The sequence below is a fragment of the Amycolatopsis dendrobii genome, from assembly GCF_014145675.1.
GTDB classification, from domain to species: Bacteria; Actinomycetota; Actinomycetes; order Mycobacteriales; family Pseudonocardiaceae; genus Amycolatopsis; species Amycolatopsis dendrobii.
Window position 1 is genome coordinate 405,962 of the sequence record NZ_JACGZW010000009.1, and the last position, 22,168, is coordinate 428,129.

The 22,168-nt window shown below is 68.9% G+C and carries 21 protein-coding genes and 1 tRNA gene; 17 read left to right on the forward strand and 5 right to left on the reverse strand.

The window, feature by feature from the left end; genetic code table 11:
* Positions 1–219 precede the first annotated feature (219 nt).
* The 8 genes from H4281_RS27710 to H4281_RS27745 all read left to right on the forward strand — a co-directional run bounded on the left by H4281_RS27710 (position 220) and on the right by H4281_RS27745 (position 7,202).
* A complete protein-coding gene (locus tag H4281_RS27710; protein WP_067587137.1) occupies positions 220–450 on the forward strand; it encodes a hypothetical protein in 231 nt (76 codons plus the stop codon).
* Between the two features lie 25 nt (positions 451–475).
* Positions 476–934, forward strand: coding sequence for a hypothetical protein (locus H4281_RS27715; protein ID WP_182893838.1), 459 nt, complete (start codon positions 476–478; stop codon positions 932–934).
* A gap of 53 nt (positions 935–987) precedes the next feature.
* Positions 988–1,941, forward strand: a complete 954-nt coding sequence (locus tag H4281_RS27720) for a Scr1 family TA system antitoxin-like transcriptional regulator (protein ID WP_182893839.1) — start codon at positions 988–990, stop codon at positions 1,939–1,941.
* Between the two features lie 320 nt (positions 1,942–2,261).
* Entirely contained in the window at positions 2,262–3,818 is a 1,557-nt protein-coding gene (locus H4281_RS27725; protein ID WP_182893840.1) for an FtsK/SpoIIIE domain-containing protein, read from the forward strand.
* Positions 3,815–4,201 (forward strand): hypothetical protein, encoded by a 387-nt coding sequence (locus tag H4281_RS27730; protein ID WP_182893841.1) that lies wholly within the window; start codon positions 3,815–3,817, stop codon positions 4,199–4,201. The genes H4281_RS27725 and H4281_RS27730 overlap by 4 nt, the downstream gene beginning before the upstream one ends.
* Positions 4,201–5,793, forward strand: a complete 1,593-nt coding sequence (locus H4281_RS27735) for a replication initiator (protein ID WP_182893842.1) — start codon at positions 4,201–4,203, stop codon at positions 5,791–5,793. Before H4281_RS27730 ends, H4281_RS27735 begins: the two co-directional genes overlap by 1 nt.
* Positions 5,794–5,811: 18 nt before the next feature.
* Entirely contained in the window at positions 5,812–6,009 is a 198-nt protein-coding gene (locus H4281_RS27740) for a helix-turn-helix transcriptional regulator (protein WP_182893843.1), read from the forward strand.
* On the forward strand, positions 6,009–7,202 hold the full coding sequence (locus tag H4281_RS27745) for a site-specific integrase (RefSeq protein WP_182893844.1): 1,194 nt from the start codon (positions 6,009–6,011) through the stop codon (positions 7,200–7,202). The genes H4281_RS27740 and H4281_RS27745 overlap by 1 nt, the downstream gene beginning before the upstream one ends.
* Positions 7,203–7,243: 41 nt before the next feature.
* On the opposite strand, the gene H4281_RS27750 is transcribed toward H4281_RS27745, so the two are convergent.
* A tRNA-Lys gene (locus H4281_RS27750) sits at positions 7,244–7,319 on the reverse strand.
* Positions 7,320–7,379: 60 nt separating this feature from the next.
* Positions 7,380–8,468, reverse strand: a complete 1,089-nt coding sequence (locus H4281_RS27755) for an epoxide hydrolase family protein (RefSeq protein ID WP_182893845.1) — start codon at positions 8,466–8,468, stop codon at positions 7,380–7,382.
* 46 nt (positions 8,469–8,514) lie between these two features.
* On the opposite strand from H4281_RS27755, the gene H4281_RS27760 reads away from it, so the two are divergent.
* Positions 8,515–9,468, forward strand: a complete 954-nt coding sequence (locus H4281_RS27760; RefSeq protein WP_182893846.1) for a helix-turn-helix transcriptional regulator — start codon at positions 8,515–8,517, stop codon at positions 9,466–9,468.
* Here H4281_RS27760 and H4281_RS27765 read toward each other — a convergent pair whose 3' ends face one another.
* Positions 9,469–9,876 carry an acyl-CoA thioesterase gene (locus tag H4281_RS27765; protein WP_182893847.1) on the reverse strand — a complete coding sequence of 136 codons (408 nt, stop codon included), beginning with the start codon at positions 9,874–9,876 and terminating at the stop codon, positions 9,469–9,471.
* Positions 9,870–11,150, reverse strand: a complete 1,281-nt coding sequence (locus H4281_RS27770; RefSeq protein WP_182893848.1) for a hydroxyacid-oxoacid transhydrogenase — start codon at positions 11,148–11,150, stop codon at positions 9,870–9,872. Before H4281_RS27770 ends, H4281_RS27765 begins: the two co-directional genes overlap by 7 nt.
* A gap of 124 nt (positions 11,151–11,274) precedes the next feature.
* Here H4281_RS27770 and H4281_RS27775 point away from each other — a divergent pair, with 124 nt between their 5' ends.
* The 8 genes from H4281_RS27775 to H4281_RS27810 all read left to right on the forward strand — a co-directional run bounded on the left by H4281_RS27775 (position 11,275) and on the right by H4281_RS27810 (position 21,111).
* Positions 11,275–12,918, forward strand: coding sequence for a thiamine pyrophosphate-binding protein (locus H4281_RS27775; RefSeq protein ID WP_182893849.1), 1,644 nt, complete (start codon positions 11,275–11,277; stop codon positions 12,916–12,918).
* 231 nt (positions 12,919–13,149) lie between these two features.
* Positions 13,150–13,491: a hypothetical protein gene (locus H4281_RS27780; protein ID WP_037807433.1), complete on the forward strand. Its 342-nt coding sequence runs from the start codon at positions 13,150–13,152 to the stop codon at positions 13,489–13,491.
* Positions 13,492–13,702: 211 nt separating this feature from the next.
* On the forward strand, positions 13,703–13,906 hold the full coding sequence (locus tag H4281_RS27785; protein ID WP_037365521.1) for a cold-shock protein: 204 nt from the start codon (positions 13,703–13,705) through the stop codon (positions 13,904–13,906).
* A gap of 182 nt (positions 13,907–14,088) precedes the next feature.
* Complete coding sequence (locus H4281_RS27790) at positions 14,089–14,310, forward strand: heavy-metal-associated domain-containing protein (RefSeq protein ID WP_009071751.1); 222 nt, start codon at positions 14,089–14,091, stop codon at positions 14,308–14,310.
* A gap of 142 nt (positions 14,311–14,452) precedes the next feature.
* Positions 14,453–15,508: an ATP-NAD kinase family protein gene (locus H4281_RS27795; RefSeq protein WP_182893850.1), complete on the forward strand. Its 1,056-nt coding sequence runs from the start codon at positions 14,453–14,455 to the stop codon at positions 15,506–15,508.
* A gap of 91 nt (positions 15,509–15,599) precedes the next feature.
* Positions 15,600–16,988, forward strand: coding sequence for a GlnX family signal transduction membrane protein (locus H4281_RS27800; RefSeq protein ID WP_182893851.1), 1,389 nt, complete (start codon positions 15,600–15,602; stop codon positions 16,986–16,988).
* Positions 16,985–17,953: a glutamate ABC transporter substrate-binding protein gene (locus H4281_RS27805; protein WP_512698999.1), complete on the forward strand. Its 969-nt coding sequence runs from the start codon at positions 16,985–16,987 to the stop codon at positions 17,951–17,953. Before H4281_RS27800 ends, H4281_RS27805 begins: the two co-directional genes overlap by 4 nt.
* Positions 17,954–18,645: 692 nt before the next feature.
* Positions 18,646–21,111 carry a tetratricopeptide repeat protein gene (locus H4281_RS27810; protein ID WP_182893943.1) on the forward strand — a complete coding sequence of 822 codons (2,466 nt, stop codon included), beginning with the start codon at positions 18,646–18,648 and terminating at the stop codon, positions 21,109–21,111.
* Positions 21,112–21,562: 451 nt separating this feature from the next.
* On the opposite strand, the gene H4281_RS27815 is transcribed toward H4281_RS27810, so the two are convergent.
* A complete protein-coding gene (locus tag H4281_RS27815; RefSeq protein ID WP_182893852.1) occupies positions 21,563–22,141 on the reverse strand; it encodes a PaaI family thioesterase in 579 nt (192 codons plus the stop codon).
* Positions 22,142–22,168: the final 27 nt, after the last annotated feature.

Genomic DNA, 22,168 nt, shown 5'->3' on the forward strand with positions numbered 1-22,168 from the left:
CTTCGACCGTACCAGGGACGTCCCAAGATGTCCCGCCACGTGGTGATCATGTCCCGTCTTTTGCCGGAGATTGGGTGGCACGTTGCCGAGACTCGCTCGGTGGCAGCGCCCCAAGGAGGCAGACATGACGACTGCAAGCACGGCCTCGGCCCTCGGCGGCGGGTCGAGCGGTCCGGCCGCGCAGGTGTCTCGCAAGCGCGTGGTTTAGGCGCGGGCGACATGCGCGACACGGTCCAGATCCACGTGACGGCAGACCTGCCGATCCGCGTCCGCGCGCTGACGTACGCGAACCGGGCGGAGATCCGCTTCGGCAAGGCGTTCCCCGTGGTCCTTCTCGTCGACTCCGACGCGATCGCGGTTCTGGGCAAGCAACTTCACGAAGCAGAGACAGCACTGAGCGCAGCGACACGGACGAACCACGGCGGCGAAACGCCGGACACGACTGACTGACACAGAACACTGGGAGCTAGCAGTTATGGCTATCGAAAAGGGACACCGGTTCGCGATCGACTTCGACGAGGCGTTCCCGCAGGGGCTTGTGATGGTGGGGGAAGTTATTCCGGACAACGAGTTTCAGTCGCGGGAGGACCGTGCTGCGGGGCGTCCGGTGCGTCAGCGGGTGGATGAGGTGACCGGCAAGCGCCAATGGAGGGCTGCGGTCACGGACCCGGGCGAGACGAAGGCGAAGCGTGCGTCGTTCGAGGTGACGTTCCTGGCGGACGTGCAGCCGGTGCCGACGACGGCGGAGGCGTTGCCGGGGATGCGGCCGGTGGAACTGGACGGGTTGACGGCGGAGCCGCGTGTCGGCGGGCAGGGCGAGTTCAAGTATCAGACGTACGTCTTTCGGGCGACGGGGTTCAAGGCTGCTTCGGGCAAGACGTCGTCGCGGTCGGCGGGGACGTCGTCAGCGTCGGGTGAGGGCAAGGCGGCGTAGATGGGTGTTCTCGTTTTGCAGACAGGCACGATCCCGGGTCGGAGGTGTGGTTGATGCGTGGCACGGATATGGCGAGCCCGCGGGCACGTGGCCTGGGTGCTGCGTTGCGGGATGCGCGGATCGAGGCGCGGTTCGGGTTGCGGGAGCTGGGGCGGCGGATCGGGGTGAACCCGGCGTTGTTGTCGAACTGGGAGCTTGGGCAGCGGGTGCCGACGCCGGTGGAGGTGTCGGGTGTGCTGGGCGCGCTCGGGGTGACCGGAGAGCGCAAAGCCTGGATCATGCTGTTGGCGCGGGGTGTGTCGGGGCCGAGCTGGTTCTCGGCGGGGTCGCAGGCGGACCCGGCGCATTACACGACGTTGATCGCGCATGAGCGGGTCGCGACGTCGGTGACGGTGTGGGCTCCGCTGCTGGTGCCGGATCTGCTGCAGGTCCCGGACTACGCGCGGCTGGTGTTCGGCCCGGATTTGCGGGACAAGGACAGGCTGGATCAGGTGGTGGAGAACCGGTTGGACCGCAACCGGATCGTGTTCGGCGCGGGCGCGATTCCCGCGCGGATGTTCGTCGGGTCGGAGGCGCTGCGGAACCATTTCGGGGATGCCGAGGTGATGTTGCGGCAGATGCGGTTTCTCAAGGATCTGATCGGGATCTCGCGGGCGGTGACGATCCGGCTGGCTCCGAGTCAGGTCGTGACGCAGGGCGCGTTCAGTCGCTACACGATGAAGGACACCTCGGATGTCGTGTACTGCCCGCACCACGGTGCCGGGGTGTTCCTGGTCGGCAAGGAAGCGGCCCCGTACGCGGGAACGATCGAGCGGCTTGAGGAGGCGGCGTTGTCCCCGGTGGAGTCGCTGGCACGCCTGTCGGTGGTGGTGGACCAGCTGCTGAAAGAGGTGAAAGCGCAGCGGCGGGCGACTGACGCCGGGCTGACTCAGCTCCTGACCGGCGAGCAACCGACCACCGACGAGTCGAACACCGACGAATCCACCGGCGAATCGAACGCCGACTAGCCGGAAAACCAAGCGAGTACCGAAAAAAGCGCACGGCGACGTGTGCTGTGTTCAACGCGCCCTGATGCGCTTGGAATTGTTCCGTATAAACGCAGAACCGGCCTCTGGCTACCAACCTTCACCGGTTCTGCGCTGTCCACTGGGAAGTGAACAATGACGAAGATAACCGGTTCTGGACGGTGTGCGTCAACGGGGGTCACCCGGATGCGTTGCGCCGCATGCAAAAAGTTCACGCGTCTCGTTCGGGGTGAAACGAAGTGCGCGGCATGTCAAGGAATGCTGCCGCTTGACCTCACCGCGGCTGAGGGCGGTGAGCGTCGATGAACGCGGCCGTGTTGATCGCTGTCGGCGCGGGTGTCGCGGTGGTGTTGTGGGTGCTGGCGAAGCTGGGGCGTGCGTTGGCGTCCATTGTGGAAACGCTGGCAGCGTTGGCGTTTCTGGGTTTCGCGTTCTGGACGGTGCTGCGGTCGGTCGGCTGGCTAGCCCGGCAGATCGTCACCCGCTGGCGCACGTGCCTGACGCTTGTCGCCCTGGCGGCGTGGTGGCGGTGGTGGGGCTGGCTGTCCCTGGCGGTCGTGGTCGTCACACTGGCGCTGATCGCGGTGGTCTGGCATCAGCTCGATGTGGTCGGGTTTGACCGGTGGTGCGGTCGGTGGCTGCGGGCGTGGTGGCTGCGCTGGGCCGTCTACGGGCGGAAACTGCCGGACTGGCTGCACGCCTGCGGCCTCACGGTCCGCGACGAAGCGATCCCGGTGGACGTGACCGTAAACCTGGTGTCGCGTCGGCGCAAACGCCAGGCCATCACGCAGGCGCGGCAGACGTCCGGGGTTGCGGTGCCCGCGTTGGTGCGGGTGCGGTCGGGGGCGTCGTGGGACGAGGTCCGCGTCCGCCTGGTGCCCGGGCAGAAGCCGGAGGATTTCGACGACGCGGCGCGGGCGCTGGCGACGGCGCGGAAGGTGTCGCGGGTGCAGGTGCGCGAGATCGCGCCGGATGTGGTGTCGCTGGACTTCATGCGCCGCGACCTGCTCATCACCCCCGTGAAATCCGAATCGCTGCCCGGTCTGGAACCGGCTCGGGTGAACCTGTGCGCGGTGTACGCGGGAACCACCGAGTACGGGACGCCGTGGCGGCTGCCGCTGACCGGCGCGGGCGCGCACATCCTCGTCGCCGGTGCCAGCGGTGCCGGGAAGAACTCGGTCATGTGGTCCCCGCTCGTCTCGGCTGCCTCGGCGATCCGCTCCGGCCTGGTGCGGGTGTCCGGTGTGGACCCGAAAGGCATGGAACTGGCCTACGGGCGCGGAATCTTCGCCCGCTACGCCGTCTCCGGCAAGGACACCCTCGAACTCCTGGAGAACCTGCGGGACGAACTGGAACACCGCAAGCGCATGTTCGCGGGGAACACCCGGGACGTGCCGCTCTCGCAAGAGTTTCCGTTGGAGCTGCTGGAGTTCGACGAGATCGGCGCGTTGACCCGCTATACCGATCGCAAGACCCGTGAGGCGATCGTGGAGCACGTCGCGGTCCTCAACACTCAGGGACGGGCGTTGGGGGTGTCGGTCCGCGGCTACGTCCAAGAGCCGACCAAGGACACGGTTCCGGTGCGGGAGCTGTTCACCCGCCGCGTCTGCCTGCGCGTCACCTCCAAAACCCACGTCGGGATGGTGCTCGGCGACGGCGCGTACGAACGCGGAGCCTGGGCCAACCGCATCCCGGAGACCATGCCCGGCACCGGTTACGTGTGGGGCGAAGGCATCCGTGAACCGCTGCGGGTCCGTGCGGGCTGGGTGTCGGACGACACGGTGAAGGCCCTGGAGCACTACGTCACCAACGGCGGCACCCACCACCTCGACCACTGCGAGGAAAGGAGGGCCGCATGAACCGGCTCATGATCTTCCTCGACACCATCCGCGATCACCTCGACCTGCACCAGCTCCCGCCGGTCGCGTCCCTGGACGTCTCCGCGTGGTCGCGGCCGATCACGGTGCAACTGGACGTCGACGGCCTGGCCGAGGTCGCGCGGGCGCTGTTGACCTGGGCCAACACCCTCGACGACGTCTCCGCGACGCTGTGGCGGATCGCTGGGGGCGGCTGGGTGCACATCGGGATCGTCGGCCGGACGCCGTGCGGAATCCCGGTGCGCGTCTACGGCGCGGTGCTCTTCGACCCGAGCGTCTTCCCGGACCTCCCGGCCGGTGACAAGCAGCCGATGCCGGTGCACGTGCTGCGGGGTTGGGCGTCGCGAGGGGAGGCGGCGGCCTGATGGGCGAGACGCGAGCGGAACGGATGCGGATGCCGCTGGCCGACGACGTGATCCGGGCGACGGCGGAGAAGCACGGGGTGTGCGTGCGGCCGTTCACGATGGAAGTCGGCGACCAGGACACCGGCGAACTGCGCTACGTCCCGGTGCCCTGCGGGTCCACAGTGGAATCCGTCTGCCTGCCGTGTGCGCGGAAAGCCAAGGCGCTGCGGCAAGTCCAGTGCCGCGAAGGCTGGCACCTGACCGAAGAACCCGACCTCGCGGCGGACGAGCCGACTGAGGACCAGACGGAGCTGTTGGCCTACCGGGCTGATCTCGTCGCCACCTATCGCGAGGTCGCCGATACCGACCCGGCGGAAGCGGAGGAACTGCGGGACGAGATCCGTGGCGTGGACGAAGAACTTCGGCAACTCGGCGTCCGGGGCCGTCTGCCCTCCATAGACCTGCCGACCAGGAAGGCGGTGAAGCGGTCGACGAAGCGGCGGCAGGACGCGCCGAACCTGCCCCGGCGCAAGGTCGCCAAGACCACGGTGGGCCGGGAGTACGCGGGGCGGTTCCGGCCGTCGATGTTCGTCACCCTGACCTGCGACACCTACGGGCCGGTCCGCGGTGACGGCTCCCCGGTCAACCCGGCCGTCTATGACTACCGGCGGGCGGCGCGGGACGCGGTGCATTTCTCGGCGCTGGTGGATCGGTGGTGGCAGAACCTGCGCCGGGTCGTCGGCTGGGACGTGCAGTACTTCGCGACCGTCGAGCCGCAGAAACGGACCGCGCCACACCTGCACGCCGCGATCCGGGGGTCGGTGCCGCACGAGGTCATCCGGCAGGTCACCGAGGCGACGTATCACCAGGTCTGGTGGCCCCGGCATGACGAGATTGTCTACACCGACCGGCTCCCGAGCTGGGACGGTCCGGAGCGGGGATTTGTCGACCCCGACACCCGCCAACCCCTGATGTCCTGGGACGACGCCGTAGAGCAGGTCGAGGAACCCGCACACGTGGTGACCTTCGGCCGCCAGGTCCACTCCAAGGGAATCCTCGGCGGGACGGAAGACGCCGGCCGCCACATCGGCTACCTCACGAAGTACCTGACCAAGTCCACGGGCGAAGTGGTCGAGGCGGACACCCCGGCGCTGGCCGATCACCACGACCGGCTCCACGCTGAACTGGCCGTCACGCCCTGTTCGCCCCGGTGCTCGGTGTGGCTGCTCTACGGCATCCAGCCCAAGGGAGCCAACGGAAAGACCACCCCAGGGCACTGCAAGGGCCGGGCGCACCGGCGGACCACCCTCGGCCTGCCGGGGCGGCGGGTGCTGGTGTCGCGGAAGTGGTCGGGCAAGACCCTGGTGGACCACAAGGCCGACCGCAAGGCGTTCGTGATGGACGCCCTGGCCGCAGTCGGGATCGAGAAACCGCAACCGGACCCGGCCCGGCTCGTCTGGCGCAAGGTCGACGCCGCCGACCCGCACGTGCCACCTCGGCCGCATCTGGTGATGCACGCGATCGCCGAACGCATCGCCTGGAAAGCCGAATACGACCGCGCCTTACTCGCCGCCAGTCCGCCGGAAACTTCGGCAACTCAACTCGCGGCTTGATCGGGAAGGGGGAAACTGATGGACAACTACGTGCAATTCAGTCGCTTGTGGACGGTTGAGGATGTCTCGGAGTTCCTCGGCGTCCCGGTCTCGACGCTGTACCAGTGGCGGACAAAGGGTTACGGCCCTGCCGGTCGGAGGGTCGGCAAGTACATCCGTTATCGGCCGCAGGACGTCAGTTCGTGGGTCGACAAGCTCTCGGACGAGGTCGCCTGATGCCTCGCCCGCAGCTGGAGATAGGGACGTACGGCGAGATCCGCTATTCGGCAATTCCGACCGGCTACCGCGCGCGTGCTCTCTTCCGCGACTTCGACGGCAAGACGCGTGAGGTCGAGCGGTCGGGGAAGACGAAAGGCAAAGCAGCGCAACGGCTTCGGGACACATTCAAGGACTGGACCGGGTCGACCACGGGCGAGATCACCCGGGAAACCAAGTTGAAGGATCTCGCCGACGTGTGGATGGAGCAGATCCGCAAGGACGTCAGAGAGGGCACCAAATCGCCGACGACGGCCACGACGTACGAGTCCATTCTGACGCGCCACGTGAAGCCGGGCGTGGGGGAGTTGCGGGTGCGTGAGGCGACGGTGATGCGGCTGGACCGGTTTCTCGGCGCTCTCCAGTCGACGATCGGGCCATCGACGGCCAAGACCGCGAGGACGGCGTTGTCAGGGATGCTCGGCCTCGCCGCGCGGTACGACGCGGTCGACAGCAATCCGACGCGGGACACCCGACGTATCCCGAAGAGCAAGAAGAAGCCGCGCGCTCTGGACGCGGAAGAGCGTACGAAGTGGCTGGCTCGGGTCGAGGCCAACGAGAAGGCGCGGCGCTGGGACCTGCCGGATCTGTCGCGCTTCATGATGGCGGCGGGTGTCCGGGTCGGCGAGGCGTTGGCGACGTATTGGGAGGACATCGACTTCGTGGCGGGGACGGTCGATGTCACGCACACGGTGGTCCGGGTCAAGGGCGAAGGGCTGCTTCGGAAGCCTCGGCCGAAAACGGAGTCCAGCCTGCGTGCGCTTCCGTTGCCGTCGTGGGCGTTGGCGCTGTTGAAGCGGCGGTGGGCTGAGGCGCGGAAAGACGGCCGGTCGCTGGCGAGTCCGGTGTTCGCCAGCACGGTCGGCGGGCTCCGGGACCCGAACAACGTCCTGCGGGTCATCCGGGAGATCCGCGGTGGCGATGACTTCATCTGGCTGACGTCGCACAACTTCCGGAAGACGACGGCGACCGCGATGGACGACGCGGGCATCCCGACCCGGTTGATCGCGGACCACCTCGGCCACTCGCGGGTGTCGATGACGCAGGACAACTACCTGGAGCGGAAGGCCGTCGATCCGGTCACGGCGCTGGCCCTGGAAGGGCTGCTGGATAATCCGTCCCAGCCCAAAACCGGGGATAAACCGGGGAGCTGATCTTGCTCGGTCGCAACCGGATAGCCGCTGACCTGGGAGTTTGGTGGGCCGCCTGGGGCTCGAACCCAGAACCTACGGATTAAAAGTCCGCAGCTCTACCAATTGAGCTAACGGCCCGCGCGCTCAGTCTAGCGGGCGGTACCCGGCCCCTCGCCGGGGTGGGTACCCACCCCGGCCTCACCGCGGCGAGCGGAGTCGAGACGTGAACCGAACGAGGTCCGCGGCATAAGCCTCCGGCTGGTCCATCGCGATGAAGTGGTGCCCGGCCGGATTGTCGACAGGCCAGTGGACGATCTCCGACTCCCGCTCAGCCAGCCGACGGATCCCCGGCACCCCGCTGTACACCCCGGTCGGCGCCTCTTTCTGTCCCCGCGGCCAGGCGAACCCGGCACTTGAGTAGAACGACCACGACGAAGTCCCGAAGGTCTCCGTGAACCAGTACACGCTCAGGTTCGTCAGGAACGCGTCCAGCATCTCGTCCAGCCCTCGCCCGCCGGCGTTGAACTCGTGGAACTTCTGCGCCATCCACGCCAGCGCGGCCACGGGGGAGTCGTTCCAGCCGTAGGCGAACGTCTGCGGCGCGGTGCGCAGGAGGGCGTGGTGGTCGACGCCGTTCATCCAGTCTTGGGACATCATCTCGGCGAACGCGGCCCGTTCGGCCGAATCGAGGTCGGGCAGGTCGGCGTCAGTGGGAATCCCCAGGCCAGCGGTGAGGTAGACGCCCAGCACCGGACCGACCCGGGCGACTTCGGGGGCCACGTATGCGCCGTAATCGCCGCCTTGGACGACGTAGTCGCGGTAGTTCAGGCGGCGCATCAATTCGGCCCACGCGCGGGCCACCCGGGAGGCGTCCCAGCCCGGGCCGGGGGCGGAGGAGAAGCCGAAACCGGGCAGCGAAGGGGCGACGACGTGGAAGTCTGCAAGGTGCTCGATCAGGTCCGCGAACTCGACGAAGGAGTTCGGCCAGCCGTGCGTCAGCAACAGGGGCGTGGCGTCCGGCGCGGCGGACGGGATGTGCAGGAAGTGCAGGTCTACGCCGTCGATTTCGGTGTGGAACTGCGGGAATTCGTTCAACCTGGCCTCGTGGGCGCGCCAGTCATAGCCGGTCGCCCAGTAGGACGCGACCTCGCGCAGCCAGTCGACCGGGACGCCGCGTTCCCAGCCGTCGCCGGGCAGCGGGGACGGCCAGCGGGTTTGCGTGAGCCGGGCGCGCAGGTCGGCGATGGCGGCGTCGGAGATGTCGATGCGGAACGGGCGAATGTTCATGACAGAGGACGTTAGACACCATATAGGTCAGATATGGTCCTAGATCATGAGTGCGGCACGGTTGTTGTGGTTGCTGTCCCTGTTGCAGACGCCGAGGCAGTGGCCGGGCAGCGAGCTGGCGGAGCGGCTTGGCGTCGAGGGCCGCACGGTTCGCCGGGACATCGAGCGGCTGCGGGAACTCGGGTATCCGGTCGAGGCGACGATGGGTGCGGAAGGCGGATATCGCCTGGTCGCGGGCAGTGCGATGCCGCCGTTGCTGCTGGATGACGAGGAAGCGGTCGCGATCGCGGTCGGGTTGCGGATGGCGTCTGGGCACGCGGTGACCGGGATCGACGAGGCGTCGGTGCGGGCGCTCGCGAAGCTGGAGAGGGTCTTGCCGTCTCGGCTGCGGCGGCGGGTGAGCGTGGTGAGCAGTGCGACGGTGCCGTTGCCGCTGAACGACGGGCCGCGCGTGAATCCGGAAGCGCTCACGCTGCTGGCCACGGCGATCGCCAACCGCGAGCGGCTGCGGTTCGGCTATCTCGCCAACGACGGCACGGCGACGAAAAGGCTGGTCGAGCCGCATCATCTGGTGTCGTCCGGCCGTCGCTGGTACCTGCTGGCGTTCGACGGCGACCGCGACGACTGGCGGGTCTTCCGCGTCGATCGCATAGAGAAACCACAGGCCATCGGGACCCGGTTCGCAGCGCGAGACCTGCCTGCCAAGGATCCGGCGGAGTACGTGACCAAGAAGCTGCACACGTCCCGTCCGACGCATCGCGCGGTGGTCACCGTGCACGCGCCGGCGGACGAGGTGGCTCGGATTTGGGGCGCGGCAAGCGAAGTGACCGCGGTGGACGAGCGAACCTGCCGCGTCGTCAGCCCGGCCGACACCCTGGAGTGGCTGGCGTTCCGGCTGACCGGCCTCGGCCGCGAGTTCGAGGTGCACGAACCGCCGGAGCTGGCGGAGCACCTGCGCGAACTCGGCGGCCGGGCGTTGCGCGCGGCCGGTCCGGCGTGATCACACCGCCAGTTCCGCGAGCGATTCCCGCAGCTTCCCGGTCACTTCCACTGGCCGCCGCGACTCGCGGTCCACGAACACGTGCACGAAATGGCCTTCCGCTACCAAGATCTCCGACGCCGTGTACATCCCGATCTCGTACCGCACGCTCGACCGCCCGAGGTGCGCCACCCGCAAGCCGATCCGCAGCGTGTCCGGGAACGAAACCGAAGCGTGGTAAGCGCAACGCGATTCCACGCACAGCCCGATCACCGGCCCAGACTCGATGTCAAGTCCGCCCCGCTCGATCAACCAGGTGTTGATGACGGTGTCCATCAGCGAGTAATGCACCACGTTGTTCACGTGGCCGTAGACGTCGTTGTCCTTCCAGCGCAACGGAACCGTCTGCCAGTGCGGATAGCTCACCACAGCTGCACCGAATCACGCAGAATGCCCGACAGGTCCTCTTCGGACGGTGTGCGCGGCGCGGTGGCCAGCAATCGTTGCTGCTTCAGGGTCCCCTCGACAAGAGAGTCCACATCGGATTCACGGTAGCCGACCGCGCCGATGCCGGCGGGCAGGCCGATCTCGCGCATCAGCATGGTCAGCACGGCGGGCAGGTGGTCGGCGAAGTCGCCGGACCATTCGAAATCCGGGGCCAGCAGCCGGGCGACGCGCTGGTGGCGTTCCGGGTTCGCGGCGAAGGTGAACCGGAACGCGGCGGGCGCGGTGAGCGAGACGGCCATGCCGTGCGGCACCATCGCCTCCTCGCCGGGATAGCCGTCGGGGTGGAAATCCCGCACCTGCCCGGCGATCGGGTACGCGTTGGCGTGCGGGATGTGCACGCCGGCGTTGCCGAAGCCGAGTCCGGCGAACGTCGCGGCCAGCGCCATCGCCTCGCGCGCGGCCATGTCCTCGCCGTTGCGCACCGCGGCGGGCAGTGCCCACGACAGCAGTTGCAGCGACTTCTCCGCGAACATGTCCGCGAGCGGGTTCGCCCCGCAGTACGGCACCCGCTCCTCGGGCCGTTTGCGGCCGAACTCGGTGTAGGGCTTGGCGGTGTAGCTCTCCGCGGCGTGGCACAGGATGTCCATCCCGCTCGCCGCGGTGACCCCGGCGGGCTGGCTGACCGTGAGCCGCGGGTCCACGACCGCGAGCGTCGGACGCAGCCGCAGGTGGCTGATCCCGCTCTTCACCCGCAGCGACAGCACGTCCAGCACGCAGACCGTGGTGCTTTCGGACCCGGTTCCGGTCGTCGTCGGCACCGCCACCAGCGGCTTCAGCGGATTCGCCGGCGCGCGGCCGCCGCCGACTGGCGCGTTGACGTAGTCCATCAGTTCGCCGTCGTTGCTGGTCAGCAGGTTGGCGGCCTTCGCGGTGTCGATGCTGGATCCGCCGCCGACCGCCACGAACGCGTCGTACGGACCGGTGCCGCGGGCGAAGTCCACCGCCTTCTGCATGCTGACGTCGGTGGGCTCGACGTGCACGCCGTCGAAGGTTTCGGCCGCGATCCCGTAGCCGCGGATGCCCTCGGCGATCCGCTCCGGCCATCCGGTCGCCGCGACGACCGGGTCGGTCACCACGAGGACGCGACGGGCGCCGAACTGGGCAAGATCGTATCCGATCTCGTCGCTCGCCCCGGTTCCGTATTTGAGCGCCGGGGCCCCATAAGTGAAAACAGTCTCATGTTCGGCGGATGTCACGACGGCGTCCTCCCAACTGGTGGGCAGCCCTATCCGGCAATTGGCACAATCCCGCGGCGAGTTGTTCAAGATCACTTGACGCCGGTTCACGGTGCCGCCCTAAGCTCTCCTCATTAGATACCAAGTGGGAACCACCGTCGCGCAAACGGCCGTACGCGTCTTGAACGAGGCCCGGGTTCGCCGGGTGTACGCGGTCGTCGGCGAGTCGTTCCTGGAATTGCTCGACGCGCTGCGCCGCGAGCGCGATGTGACGCTCGTTTCGGCCCGCCACGATTCGGGCGCCGCCTTCATGGCCGAGGCCGAGGGCAAGCTCACCGAACGCCCCGCGGTGCTGCTCTCCAGCCGCGGTCCGAGCGCCGCCGCGCTGGTCATGGGCGTGCAGACGGCGTATCAGGACGAGACGCCGATGGTGGTGCTGCTCGAAACCCCCGCGCTCGACCCGGTGCTCACCGGCGAGGTCCCGGCGTCCGATTCGACCGGGATGTTCGAATCGATCGCCAAATGGGTCGTCCGCGCCGACGACCCCGACGATGTGCCGCATCTGCTCGCCGAAGGTCTCGCGCGATGCCGCGAAGGACGGCCGGGCCCGGTCGTGATCGGCGTGCCGAGCGACGCGTGGGGCGTCCCCTACGACTCGGCCAAACCGGTGGCGAAGGTTCGCCCGCCCGCCACCGGAACTCTGGGCCGTTCGGCGGAAGCGGTAGCCGGGCTGGTGGACGAAGCGCGCTATCCGGTGGTCATCGTCGGCGGGCGCGCGCGGTCGGCGCGGGACGAGCTGATCGCAGTGGCCGACGAGCTGGCGCTGCCGGTGTACAACGCTTTCCGCCGCCAGGACGCGTTCCCGGAGAACCACGCGCGCTACGCCGGACATCTCGGCCTCGGCATCCCCGCGCGCCAGCTGGACGCGCTCGAACGAGCCGACCTCGTGCTCGCGCTCGGCACTCAACTCGACGAAGTCACGACGCAGGGGTTCCGCTATCCGACTCCGCAGCAGACGCTTGTCCTTGTCGGCACTGGCATCGACGAACAGCGCCGTCGCGGCCTGACGTTCCGTGTGGACACTGAGGTCGAGCCGTTCCTGAAGGAGCTGCGCGCGATCGCTTCGCCGCGTACGCGCAGAGCGTCGGCCGCGAACGCTGCCGTACACACCTTCATGACACCGCCGAACACAAGCAACAACACGCGCGTACATCCGGTCGACGTTGTGCGCGCGCTGCGAAAGCTCGCGCCCGAGGACACCATCGTCACCAGTGACGCTGGCAACTTCGCGCAGTTCATGCACCGCTACTGGTGCTTCACCGCTCCGCGCAGCCAACTCGGTCCGAGCAACGCCGCGATGGGGTACGCGGTGCCTGCGGCTGTAGCGGCCAAGCTCGCCGAACCGCGGCGCGCTGTGGTCGCGATGGTCGGCGACGCGGGCACGCTCATGACAGGGCAAGAGATCGAGACTGCTGTGCGTTACCGCGCGCCCGTGATGGTGGTCGTGTTCCAGAACGGCTTGCACGGTCCGCTCGCGATGCATCAGGCGCGTACGCACGGACGGCTGTCCGGAGTGACCATCCCGCTGACTGACTTCGCGTCGTGGGCGCGCGGGCTCGGCGCGGCTGGGTACACGGTGGACGATCGCGAGCGGCTCGAACCGATCATCGCGAGCGCGCTCGTCCGGCAGCGGCCGTGCGTGATCGACGTCCGGACGGACCCGGACGTCGTGACCCCCGACGTGCGGCTGAGCACGCTTCTCGGAGCCCCGCGTCCGTCCGGGACCTGAAATCTTCCTGAGAACACAAGGAAACGCCGGGAATGTTCGGTAGCTGACGGGGGTCGGCTCAGGTAACCTGACTTTGTTCCCGGGGTTCGGCATCCGGACCCGGTTCGCCCGGCGAGGTTCGGCAGGCGTTCGGTTGGGGAAATTCCCGGGTGGACACGTTCCCCGGCTCGGTTCGCGGCCGTTCGGCGCGTTTCAGGGGTGGGGACAACCGGTTTCGGCCGGATTTTGTCGGTGCCGGATGGCACCATCGCGGTCATCGCCCCGCTTGCCGCGGGGAAGGAACGAGGGGAGTTCGTCATGGCCGACGAAAAGGACGGGAAATCCCGTACCGCCGCGGCGACGGCTCGCGGCCGGGCCCGGTCCGCGCGGGCCGGTGCGCTGGTGTCGGTAGTGCGCGAGGAGCCGGAACAGGGCCAGGCCGTCGAGGTGCCTGCCCAGACCCGGTCCGGAGTGGTTCCGGTGCTGTTCAGCGCCAGTGCGGAGGCTCACGACGTAGCCGTGGTCGCGCCTGATCAGGGCGCCGACTGGCGGTCGCCGTTCGGTGCGCCGCTCCGCCACGCCAGCGGGGAGTGACCCGGCCTCGCGAACTGGGGTGAGTCGGCTTGTCCGGGCCCGCTCCGCTGTGCTTTACTTTCGATGGTCTCGATTTTTGTGTTCGTGGTAAAGCACGCTCGCAGAACTCAGCGGGCGTGGGTCTCCTCGTCGAGGAACACATCTCGCCCGTGTCTGGGCCCAGGACGTCGGTCGGCTTCCTGTTTTGGTGTTATGTATGGAGATTGTTTAGATGACTGAGGGCACCGTGAAGTGGTTCAACTCCGAGAAGGGGTTCGGCTTCATCACTCCCGACAACGGCGGCGGCGACGTCTTCGTGCACTACAGCGAGATCCAGGGCAACGGTTTCCGTACCCTCGAGGAGAACGCTCGCGTGCAGTTCGAGATCGGCCAGGGCCAGAAGGGCCCGCAGGCCACGTCGGTCAGCGTGATCTGACCTACGTCTAATCGCTAAGTCGCCACCACTCCCGGTTGCGGGGGTGGTGGCTTCTTTCGTCTCTGCCCCGGCGCGTCCGTCTCACGATGCGGATTGTCTTGCCGGACAATGCTTTTTATGCCGGACCGGCCATTGTGGATCACCCGATCGTGGACCCTCCGGGTGCTCGTAGGCTCGCTGGCATGAGCGAAAACACCTACCTCGTCACCGGCATGTCCTGCGGCCACTGCGCGCAGTCGGTCACCGAGGAACTGACCGAGGTGCCCGGGGTCGAGAACGTGACGGTCGACGTCGAAACCGGGCACGTGACGGTCCGCAGCGCCGAAGCCCTCGACGAGACCGCCGTCCGCGCCGCGGTCGAAGAAGCCGGATACACCTACGAAGGGCTTGCGTCTCTCGTTTGAACGACGGGTAGCCGCGCGAGAACCCAGGGTAGGCTCTGGCCGGCGTGGAGGCACGGCCGATGCAACGTCCGTGCAACCCTTTCCTCCGCGCGGCCGGACGCGTGTGCTGGTCCCCTGGCGGAGTGGACTGAGGGGATGCTCGATGGGGGAAGTCGTTGCGGGGATAGTGGCGAACCCGGCGTCCGGTCAGGACATCCGAAGACTCGTCACGCAGGCGTCGGCCGTCCCGGTCGAGGAGAAGGCCAACCTGGTGCGCCGGCTGCTGTCGGCGTTCGCGGTGACCGGCGTCGAGCGTGCGCTGTTGTCCACTGACCTCGGCGGCATCTCCGCCGCCGTGCTGCGCGACCTCGGCCGCGACCCGCTGCCCCAGGTGGAGTTCTGCGACGAGGACACGCTCACCGGCACCGCACAAGACACCATCAACGCGGTGCGCCGGATGGTCGAGGCCGGGGCCGGCGTGATCGTGTGCCTCGGCGGCGACGGCACGGCCCGCGTCGCCGCGAAGGCGTGTGGCGACGTGCCGCTGCTCGCGTTGCCGACTGGCACCAACAACGCGTTTCCGCAGGCCGGAGAGGCCACGGTGGCCGGGCTCGCCGCCGGGATGGTCGCGAGCGGCCAGGTCGACGCCGACCTCGTCACCCAGCGGGTCAGCATGCTGGAAGTCGTCACCAAGAACCGTCGCGAGATCGCGCTGGTGGACGTCGCGGTCTCGATGAACAAGCACGTCGGCGCAAAGGCGCTCTGGGATCCCACCGCGCTCACTGAGCTGTACTGCACCTTCGCCGAGCCGGACGGCATTGGCCTGTCGAGCATTGCCGGACAGCTGTGTCCGAGCTCTCGTTCCAGCGCGGACGGTGTGGCGCTTCAGCTTGGTCCGGTCGACAGTTCCGCGTACGTGGTGCACGCCGCGATCGCGCCTGGTGTGGTGCGTCCAGTCGGCGTACGCGGTTGGGGAGTGCTGCGTCCGGGCGTACGCGTGGACCTTGCCGCAGGTGGCGGCGTTATCGCGGTAGACGGAGAACGCGAGCTGGAGCTGAAGAACGGCGAAGGCGCGTACGTCGAACTGCGCGCCGACGGCCCGTGGTGCGTCGACGTACGCGCGGCAATGGCCGAAGCGGCAACCCAGGGGTTGCTACGCAGTACCGCTACGAGCGGAACCGGCGAGAAAGGCCGAAGCCACGGTCGGTGCGCTGGCTGAGATCACGTGCAGGTGACACCTTCCGGGTGTCGTTCGCTGCGACTTGCCCGACCGGCTACCTTCTGCGAGTGGCACACGGGGAGGATCGGGGATGAGCAGCACTGCGACGCGGCCGGAAACGACTGCCGAGCCCCCACCGGAGAAATTTCGGGGCCGCAGCGGAATCGCCGGGCTGCTGGATCTGCCCGGGCAGGCGGTGCGCGCGGTCGTCAGATCCACGACCACCACGCCCGGCAAGCTTTCGCTGATCGCGGTCGCGCTGGTGTTGCTTTCGCTGGTGGCCGGGCTCGTGGGCGTGTTGTCGGTGAAGGACAAGGACAACACCATCAACGGCCTGATCGACCACCGCGAACCTCTCGCGGCGGCCGCGCAGCAGGTGTTCCGCTCGTTGTCGGACGCGGACGCGACCGCGGCGAGCGCTTTTCTTTCCGTCGGCACGGAACCGCCCGCGCTGCGGAAGCGGTACGAGCAGGACATCGCCGAAGCGGGATCCGCGCTCGCCCGCGCGGCGTCCGACACCACTGACGTCGGCACCGCTGCCCACCAGGTGGACATCCTGAACCAGAAGGTCCCGGTCTACACCGGGATCGTCGAGACCGCGCGCGCGAACAACCGGCAGGGTTTCCCGTCCGGCGCTTCGTATTTGCGCGAGGCCTCGCAGCTGATGCGCACGACGATCCTGCCCGCAGCGGACGAGCTCTACAAGGCGCACACGCAGAAGCTCACCGACGAGCAGGACAGCAGCAGCGACGTGCCGTGGGTGGCGGTCGCGCTGGTCGTCGCGCTCCTCGCGGCGCTCGTGGCCGCGCAGATCTACTTGACCCGGCGGACGAATCGGGTGCTGAACATCGGGCTGCTGGTGGCCACCGGCTGCATCGTGCTGTCGCTGCTGTGGGGCGCGGTCGCGCTCGTCGTGCAGGGCAGCCTCGTCGCGACTGGACGCACCGACGGCACGTCGCAGGTCGACATCCTGGTGCGCGCCCGGATCTACGCGCTGCAGGCCCGCGCGGACGAAACCCTGACGCTGGTCGCGCGCGGTGACGGCGGCGCGTACGAGCAGCAGTTCATCAAGCTGGCCGAGAAGCTCGTCGGAGCCGACGGCAAGGGCGGTCTGCTCGGTGACGCGCGCGGCCTCGCCTCCGGCACCGCGGGCGAGAAGAAGATCGAAGCGGCGGAACAGGCCGCGCGCGAATGGTCGCTGGCCCACCTTCAGGTCCGCCGCCTCGACGACGGCGGCCAGTACCAGGAAGCGGTCGACTTCGCGACGAGTGTGAGCCCGAACAGCGCCGCCGCCGCGTTCGCCCGGCTCGACACGAACCTCCAGGCCGCGATCGACGTCTGCCGCCAGGAATTCCTCGACAGCACCAGATCCGGCGACAACGCGCTCACCGCGCTCGCGGCGGGCGTCGGAGTGCTGGCGGTGCTCGCGGCGGGCGGCATCACAGTCGGCGTGCGAGAGAGACTGAGGGAGTACCGGTGATCCGGTCGCGGCACTTCGTCCGGACTGCCGTGCTCGCGGTGGTCGCGGTTCTCGCCGCCGCCTGCGGGACGGCGGACCAGCCGATGGAGGCCGCGCCGGTCACAGACGCGGCCTGGCCCGCCCCGGCGGGTGTCGGCGGCCCGGACGCCGCGGCCGGCGGCGATTCCGACACCAGCTGCAACCCGCTGGCCAGCCTCGCGCCGAATGGTCTGGACACCTCCGGGCCGAGCCTGCAGAAGATCAAGCAACGCGGGAAGCTCGTCGCGGGCGTCGACCAGACGACCTATCTGTTCGGCTTCCGGAACCCGAAGACCGGCAAGCTCGAGGGCTTCGACATCGACCTGGTCAACGAGATCGCCAAGGCGATTTTCGGCAGTTCCGACGGCCGCGTGCAGTACCGGGCGATCACGTCGTCGCAGCGGGAGAACGTGCTGAAGGACCACCAGGTCGACGTGGTGGTCCGGACCTACAGCATCACCTGCGCCCGCCGGAAGCAGGTGCAGTTCTCGTCGGTGTACTACGTGGCCGGGCAGAAGATCCTGGTGCCGAAGTCGTCGAACGCGCAGTCGCTGTCCGACCTCGCCGGGAAGCGCGTGTGCGCGGCGGCGAAGTCGACCTCGCTCGCGAAGATCGCCACCGACCCGGCCAAACCGGTCGCGGTGTCGGTGCCGAACTGGTCGGACTGCCTGGTGATGCTGCAGCAGGGCCAGGTCGACGCGGTGTCCACCGACGACACGATCCTGGCGGGCATGGCCGCGCAGGACCCGACGGTGAAGGTCGCGGGCGATCCGATGACGCAGGAGAATTACGGCGTCGGGATCCCGAAGGACGAGGAGGACCTGGTCCGCTTCGTGAACGCGGTGCTGGACAAGATCCGCGGCGACGGCACCTGGGCGAGCAGTTACCAGAACTGGGTCGGCGCCCGGCTGGGACCGGCGAACCCGCCGTCCCCGCAATACGGGTGACCTGGCCGGTCTCGCGGCGCCAGCGCGGCGCGAGTTGTACTTTTTGAGCGGCAGGTTTGCCGCGGGGAGCTCGGGAGGTAGTTGTGTCGGAGGAGGCGCGCCGTCCTCGGCACGCAGCACCGGAGGGGGACGGCGACGAGGCGAAGGCCGCGGACCAGCCGTCCGGGCGGGGCGAGGCGGCCGACGCTTCGTGGACCCCGCCGCCGCCAGTGCGCTGGGACACCCCGGAACCATCGGTGTCCGGGCGGCTGAACCCGCAGGCCGATCCGGACGCCGAGACGTTGATCAACGCTCCGGTGCAGCGCCCGCAGGGTGCTCAGTCCGGGCAGGCGCAGCGGGGCGGTCAGCCAGGCCAGGCCGCGCAGCCCGGGCAGTCCGCACCGTCAGGCCAGCCCGCGCAGCCGGGGCAGGCTGGGCAGCAGCCGAGGACGCAGGGCCGTCCGGCTCCGCGCGGCGGCCAGCCGATGCCGCCGCAAGGCCGTCCGCAGGGACAGCCACCGGGCCAGCCGCCGGCGCAAGGCCAGCCGTACCCGGCGCAGCCCGCGCCGCCGTCGCAGGGCCAGCCGCATCCGCCGCAATCGCGCACCGGACAGCGGCCGGTCCCGCCGAACCGTCCGCAGCAGGCGCAGGGGAACCGCCCGTCGCGTCCGCCGGAGAACCGTGCCACCGGTCCGAACTCCGGTCCGATCCCGATGGGCGCCGCCGCACAGGGCAAGCCCCCGGCTGACGGCGGCGACGCCCCCACGCGTCCGCCGGGCGACCTCGCGCCGGTGATCCTGCCGCAGTCGAACCAGCCGGTCGCCCCGGTCGACCCGGCCGCGCCGATGCCGACCAGCGTGCTGGCCAGCCCGACGCCGCACACCCAGAGCATCATGCCGCCGACCCCGCGGGTGGCCCCCGCCGACGGCGGCCCGCTGCCCGACCACGGCACGGACAGCGTCCTGCCCTCCGGAGGCAGTGAGGGACACGGCACCGGCACCCACGGTTCGCAGGGCTCGCAAGGCACCGGTACCGGCACCGGCACGGGTTCGTTCCCCGGCACCTCCCGGCGCACCGGCTCGCGCGGCACCCGCCGCTCCCGGCGCGGACGGCTCGGCGCGGGGCTCATCGACGTGCCGCCGGTGCCGTACCGTGATCCGTCGACCGCGGTGCTGGCGAACCCGGTCGTGGCCGAGGACAAGCGGTTCTGCGGCAACTGCAGCGCGAAGGTCGGCCGCGGCAAGGACGGCCAGCCGGGTGAGCCCGAGGGCACCTGCGAGAAGTGCGGCACGCCGTTCTCGTTCGTCGCGAAGCTGAAGGCGCACGAGGTCGTCGGCGGCCAGTACGAGGTGCTCGGCGCGCTCGCCTACGGCGGTCTCGGCTGGATCTACCTGGCCAAGGACCACAACGTGTCCGACCGCTGGGTCGTGCTGAAGGGCCTGATCGACACCGGCGACTCCACCGCGATGGCCGCCGCGGCGAACGAGCAGCGGTTCCTCGCCGAGGTCGAGCACCCGAACATCGTCAAGATCCACAACTTCGTGCAGCATCCGGACGCGCAGACCGGCAACACCGTCGGCTACATCGTCATGGAGTACGTCGGCGGCCAATCGCTGCGCCAGCTCGCGCTGCAGCACCACCGGGAAAGCAACCGGCCGGAGCCGCTGCCGATCGGCCAGGTCATCGCGTACGGCCTGGAGATCCTGCCCGCGCTCGGCTACCTGCACGGCCAGGGCCTGCTCTACTGCGACCTCAAGCCGGACAACGTCATCCAGACCCGCGAGCAGCTCAAGCTGATCGACCTCGGCGCGGTGCGCCGGATCGACGACTACGAGAGCCCGCTGTTCTTCACCACCGGCTACAGCGCGCCCGAGCTGGCGTCGCAGGGCGCGTCGGTGTCCTCGGACCTGTACACCGTCGGCCGGACGCTGGCCGTGCTGAGCTTCGAGTTCGCCGGCTACACCCGCGAGTTCAAGAACACGCTGCCCGGTCCGGACGCGGTGCCGTTGTTCGCGCTTTTCGGGTCGTATTACCGGTTCCTGAAGCGGGCCACGCACGCTGATCCGGATCGGCGGTTCATCGCTGCCGACGACATGGCGGACCAGCTGACCGGGGTCCTGCGCGAGATCATGGCGCTGGGGACTGGGCAGCCGCGGCCCGCCGCGTCGACGGTGTTCGGGCCGGAGAGCCGGACTTTCGGTGTCCATCTGGTGGTGCCGGAGCAGGGCGAGCGGGTGCCGCTGCCGGATGCTGCCGAGGTGGTTGCCGGGCTGCCGATTCCGCAGGTCGACACGGACGACCCGGCTGCCGGTGTGCTCGCTACGACGACTGCGCTTGATCCGCATGAGGCGATCGAGGCGCTGGCTACCGCCCCGCGTGAGTCGATCGAGGTGCGGCTGCGGATTGTGCGTGCCCGGATCGAGCTGGGCGAGTTCGTGGAGGCGCAGCGGCAGCTGCAGGCGGCGCAGTATTTGGCGATCCGCCACGGGTTTCCGCATGACTGGCGGATTGACTGGTATCGCGGGTTGATCGAGCTGGCCGGTGGCCGGCCGCGGGTGGCGCATGTGGCGTTCGACGCGGTTTACGACGATCTGCCCGGCGAGATCGCGCCGAAGCTGGCGTTGGCGGTCAGTGCCGAGGGCGTCGGGGACTACTTCGGTGCTGCTCGGTTCTACGAGCTGGTTTGGCGGACGGACCGGACTTACGTGAGTGCGGCGTTCGGGCTTGCTCGGGTGTATCTGGCGCAGGGCGCGCGGGAGAGTGCGGTTGAGGTGCTCGAAGGGGTGCCGGCCACTTCGACGCACTACGTGGACGCGCAGGTCGCCGCGATCAAGATCAAGACTCGCGCGCAGGGCAACGGCACCGGTGACCACCCGACTGTTACCGAGGGCGATCTGGTTGATGCGTCTGGGCGGTTGCAGCGGCTCAACCTGGACGCGGAGCGGCAGACGCGGCTGAGCGCGGAGGTCCTGGAGGCGGCCTACGACTGGCTGAAGGTGCCTGGGCAGGCTAAGCCGGTCACTTCGGCGAAGGTGCTGGGGTGTGAGCTGGAGGAGCGGGACGTCCGGTTTGGTCTGGAGCGGTGTTATCGGTCGTTGGCTCGGTTGACGGATAACGCTAGTGACCGGATTGCGTTGGTGGATCGGGCGAACGCTATTCGACCTCGGACGCTTACCTGAGCGGCTCGTCGCCTGGTGGCGACATCGGGCCCTTGGTTGCGTGGGGCACCCCGTTGGCCCATTGTGCTGACGGTTCGGGGGTGCTTGTCAAGGCGGGAAAGATGCCTTGACAAGCACCCCCGAACCGCAGGGCGGCTTCGTATCGGGGTTGGGGGAGGGCTGGGTGCCTCGCTGGTCTGGGTGCAGCGGCTGCGGTTTGGTGGTGGGGCTTGCGCCCCAATGTGGCATTGGGTGCATGTGACGCACCCAATGTGGCGTTCGGTGCGTGGGACGCACCCAATGCCACATTGGGGCGCATCTCGGCGGGTGCCGGGCGGGCGGGGCGTGAAGGGCTCCCTTGGGGAATCCACGCCCGTGAAGGGGGCTCGCGCGGTCGGTGGAGGGGCGTGAAGGGAATCTGCGGCTGTCCGGGTGGCCCTCACGCGCTCTAGGCTGCCCGATCGGCCGAGGGTCAGGGGTTGATGTCCCACTCGCGCTTGTTGCGCCGGTGCTGTTCGGCGAGCTTCTCCAGCGCCTGCGGGTCGCCGTGGGTGCTGAAGTGCTCGAAGCCCACCGCGATGAACACCGCGCGGGCATTGACCGCCACGGGCCCGTCCGCGGCGTCCAGATGGCCGTCCGCGCTCACGTAGATCTTCCGGCCGGCGACTCCGTCCAGGCGGGCCTCGATGTACAGCGTCGAGCCGACCGGCACCGGGCGGCGGAAGTCCGTCTCCAGCTTGCCCGTCACCGCGGGGCGGTGCAGCAGGTTGCCGACCGTCGAGCCGAGTGCCTCGTCGAAGGCGCAGGCCAGCAGGCCGCCGTGGGCGAGTCCGGGGGCGCCCTGGTGTGCGGCGGTCACGGTGAACTTCGAGTGCACCGTGTAGCCCTCGCCGATGGCTGAGCGCAGGTGCAGGCCGTCGTCCACCTCGTCGCCGCAGCCGAAGCATTCGGCGAAGTGGGCGCCTAGTTCGGTGCCGGGGGCGGGGGCCTTCGGGTGGATCTCCGGCGGCTCCACCGGCACCGGCGGCCACGGGCCGGAAACAGGACTCATGGGACGACGTTAACCCGGCGGAAGGAC

Excerpts from the sequence above, each read along its gene's own strand:
- H4281_RS27755 (WP_182893845.1), bottom strand. The coding sequence starts at position 8,468 with ATGAACATTCGCCCGTTCCGCATCGACATCTCCGACGCCGCCATCGCC.
- H4281_RS27730 (WP_182893841.1), top strand. The coding sequence starts at position 3,815 with ATGAACCGGCTCATGATCTTCCTCGACACCATCCGCGATCACCTCGAC.
- H4281_RS27735 (WP_182893842.1), top strand. The coding sequence starts at position 4,201 with ATGGGCGAGACGCGAGCGGAACGGATGCGGATGCCGCTGGCCGACGAC.
- H4281_RS27745 (WP_182893844.1), top strand. The coding sequence starts at position 6,009 with ATGCCTCGCCCGCAGCTGGAGATAGGGACGTACGGCGAGATCCGCTAT.
- H4281_RS27790 (WP_009071751.1), top strand. The coding sequence starts at position 14,089 with ATGAGCGAAAACACCTACCTCGTCACCGGCATGTCCTGCGGCCACTGC.
- H4281_RS27720 (WP_182893839.1), top strand. The coding sequence starts at position 988 with ATGCGTGGCACGGATATGGCGAGCCCGCGGGCACGTGGCCTGGGTGCT.
- H4281_RS27795 (WP_182893850.1), top strand. The coding sequence starts at position 14,453 with ATGGGGGAAGTCGTTGCGGGGATAGTGGCGAACCCGGCGTCCGGTCAG.
- H4281_RS27785 (WP_037365521.1), top strand. The coding sequence starts at position 13,703 with ATGACTGAGGGCACCGTGAAGTGGTTCAACTCCGAGAAGGGGTTCGGC.
- H4281_RS27740 (WP_182893843.1), top strand. The coding sequence starts at position 5,812 with ATGGACAACTACGTGCAATTCAGTCGCTTGTGGACGGTTGAGGATGTC.
- H4281_RS27760 (WP_182893846.1), top strand. The coding sequence starts at position 8,515 with ATGAGTGCGGCACGGTTGTTGTGGTTGCTGTCCCTGTTGCAGACGCCG.
- H4281_RS27715 (WP_182893838.1), top strand. The coding sequence starts at position 476 with ATGGCTATCGAAAAGGGACACCGGTTCGCGATCGACTTCGACGAGGCG.
- H4281_RS27710 (WP_067587137.1), top strand. The coding sequence starts at position 220 with ATGCGCGACACGGTCCAGATCCACGTGACGGCAGACCTGCCGATCCGC.
- H4281_RS27815 (WP_182893852.1), bottom strand. The coding sequence starts at position 22,141 with ATGAGTCCTGTTTCCGGCCCGTGGCCGCCGGTGCCGGTGGAGCCGCCG.
- H4281_RS27800 (WP_182893851.1), top strand. The coding sequence starts at position 15,600 with ATGAGCAGCACTGCGACGCGGCCGGAAACGACTGCCGAGCCCCCACCG.
- H4281_RS27810 (WP_182893943.1), top strand. The coding sequence starts at position 18,646 with ATGGGCGCCGCCGCACAGGGCAAGCCCCCGGCTGACGGCGGCGACGCC.
- H4281_RS27725 (WP_182893840.1), top strand. The coding sequence starts at position 2,262 with ATGAACGCGGCCGTGTTGATCGCTGTCGGCGCGGGTGTCGCGGTGGTG.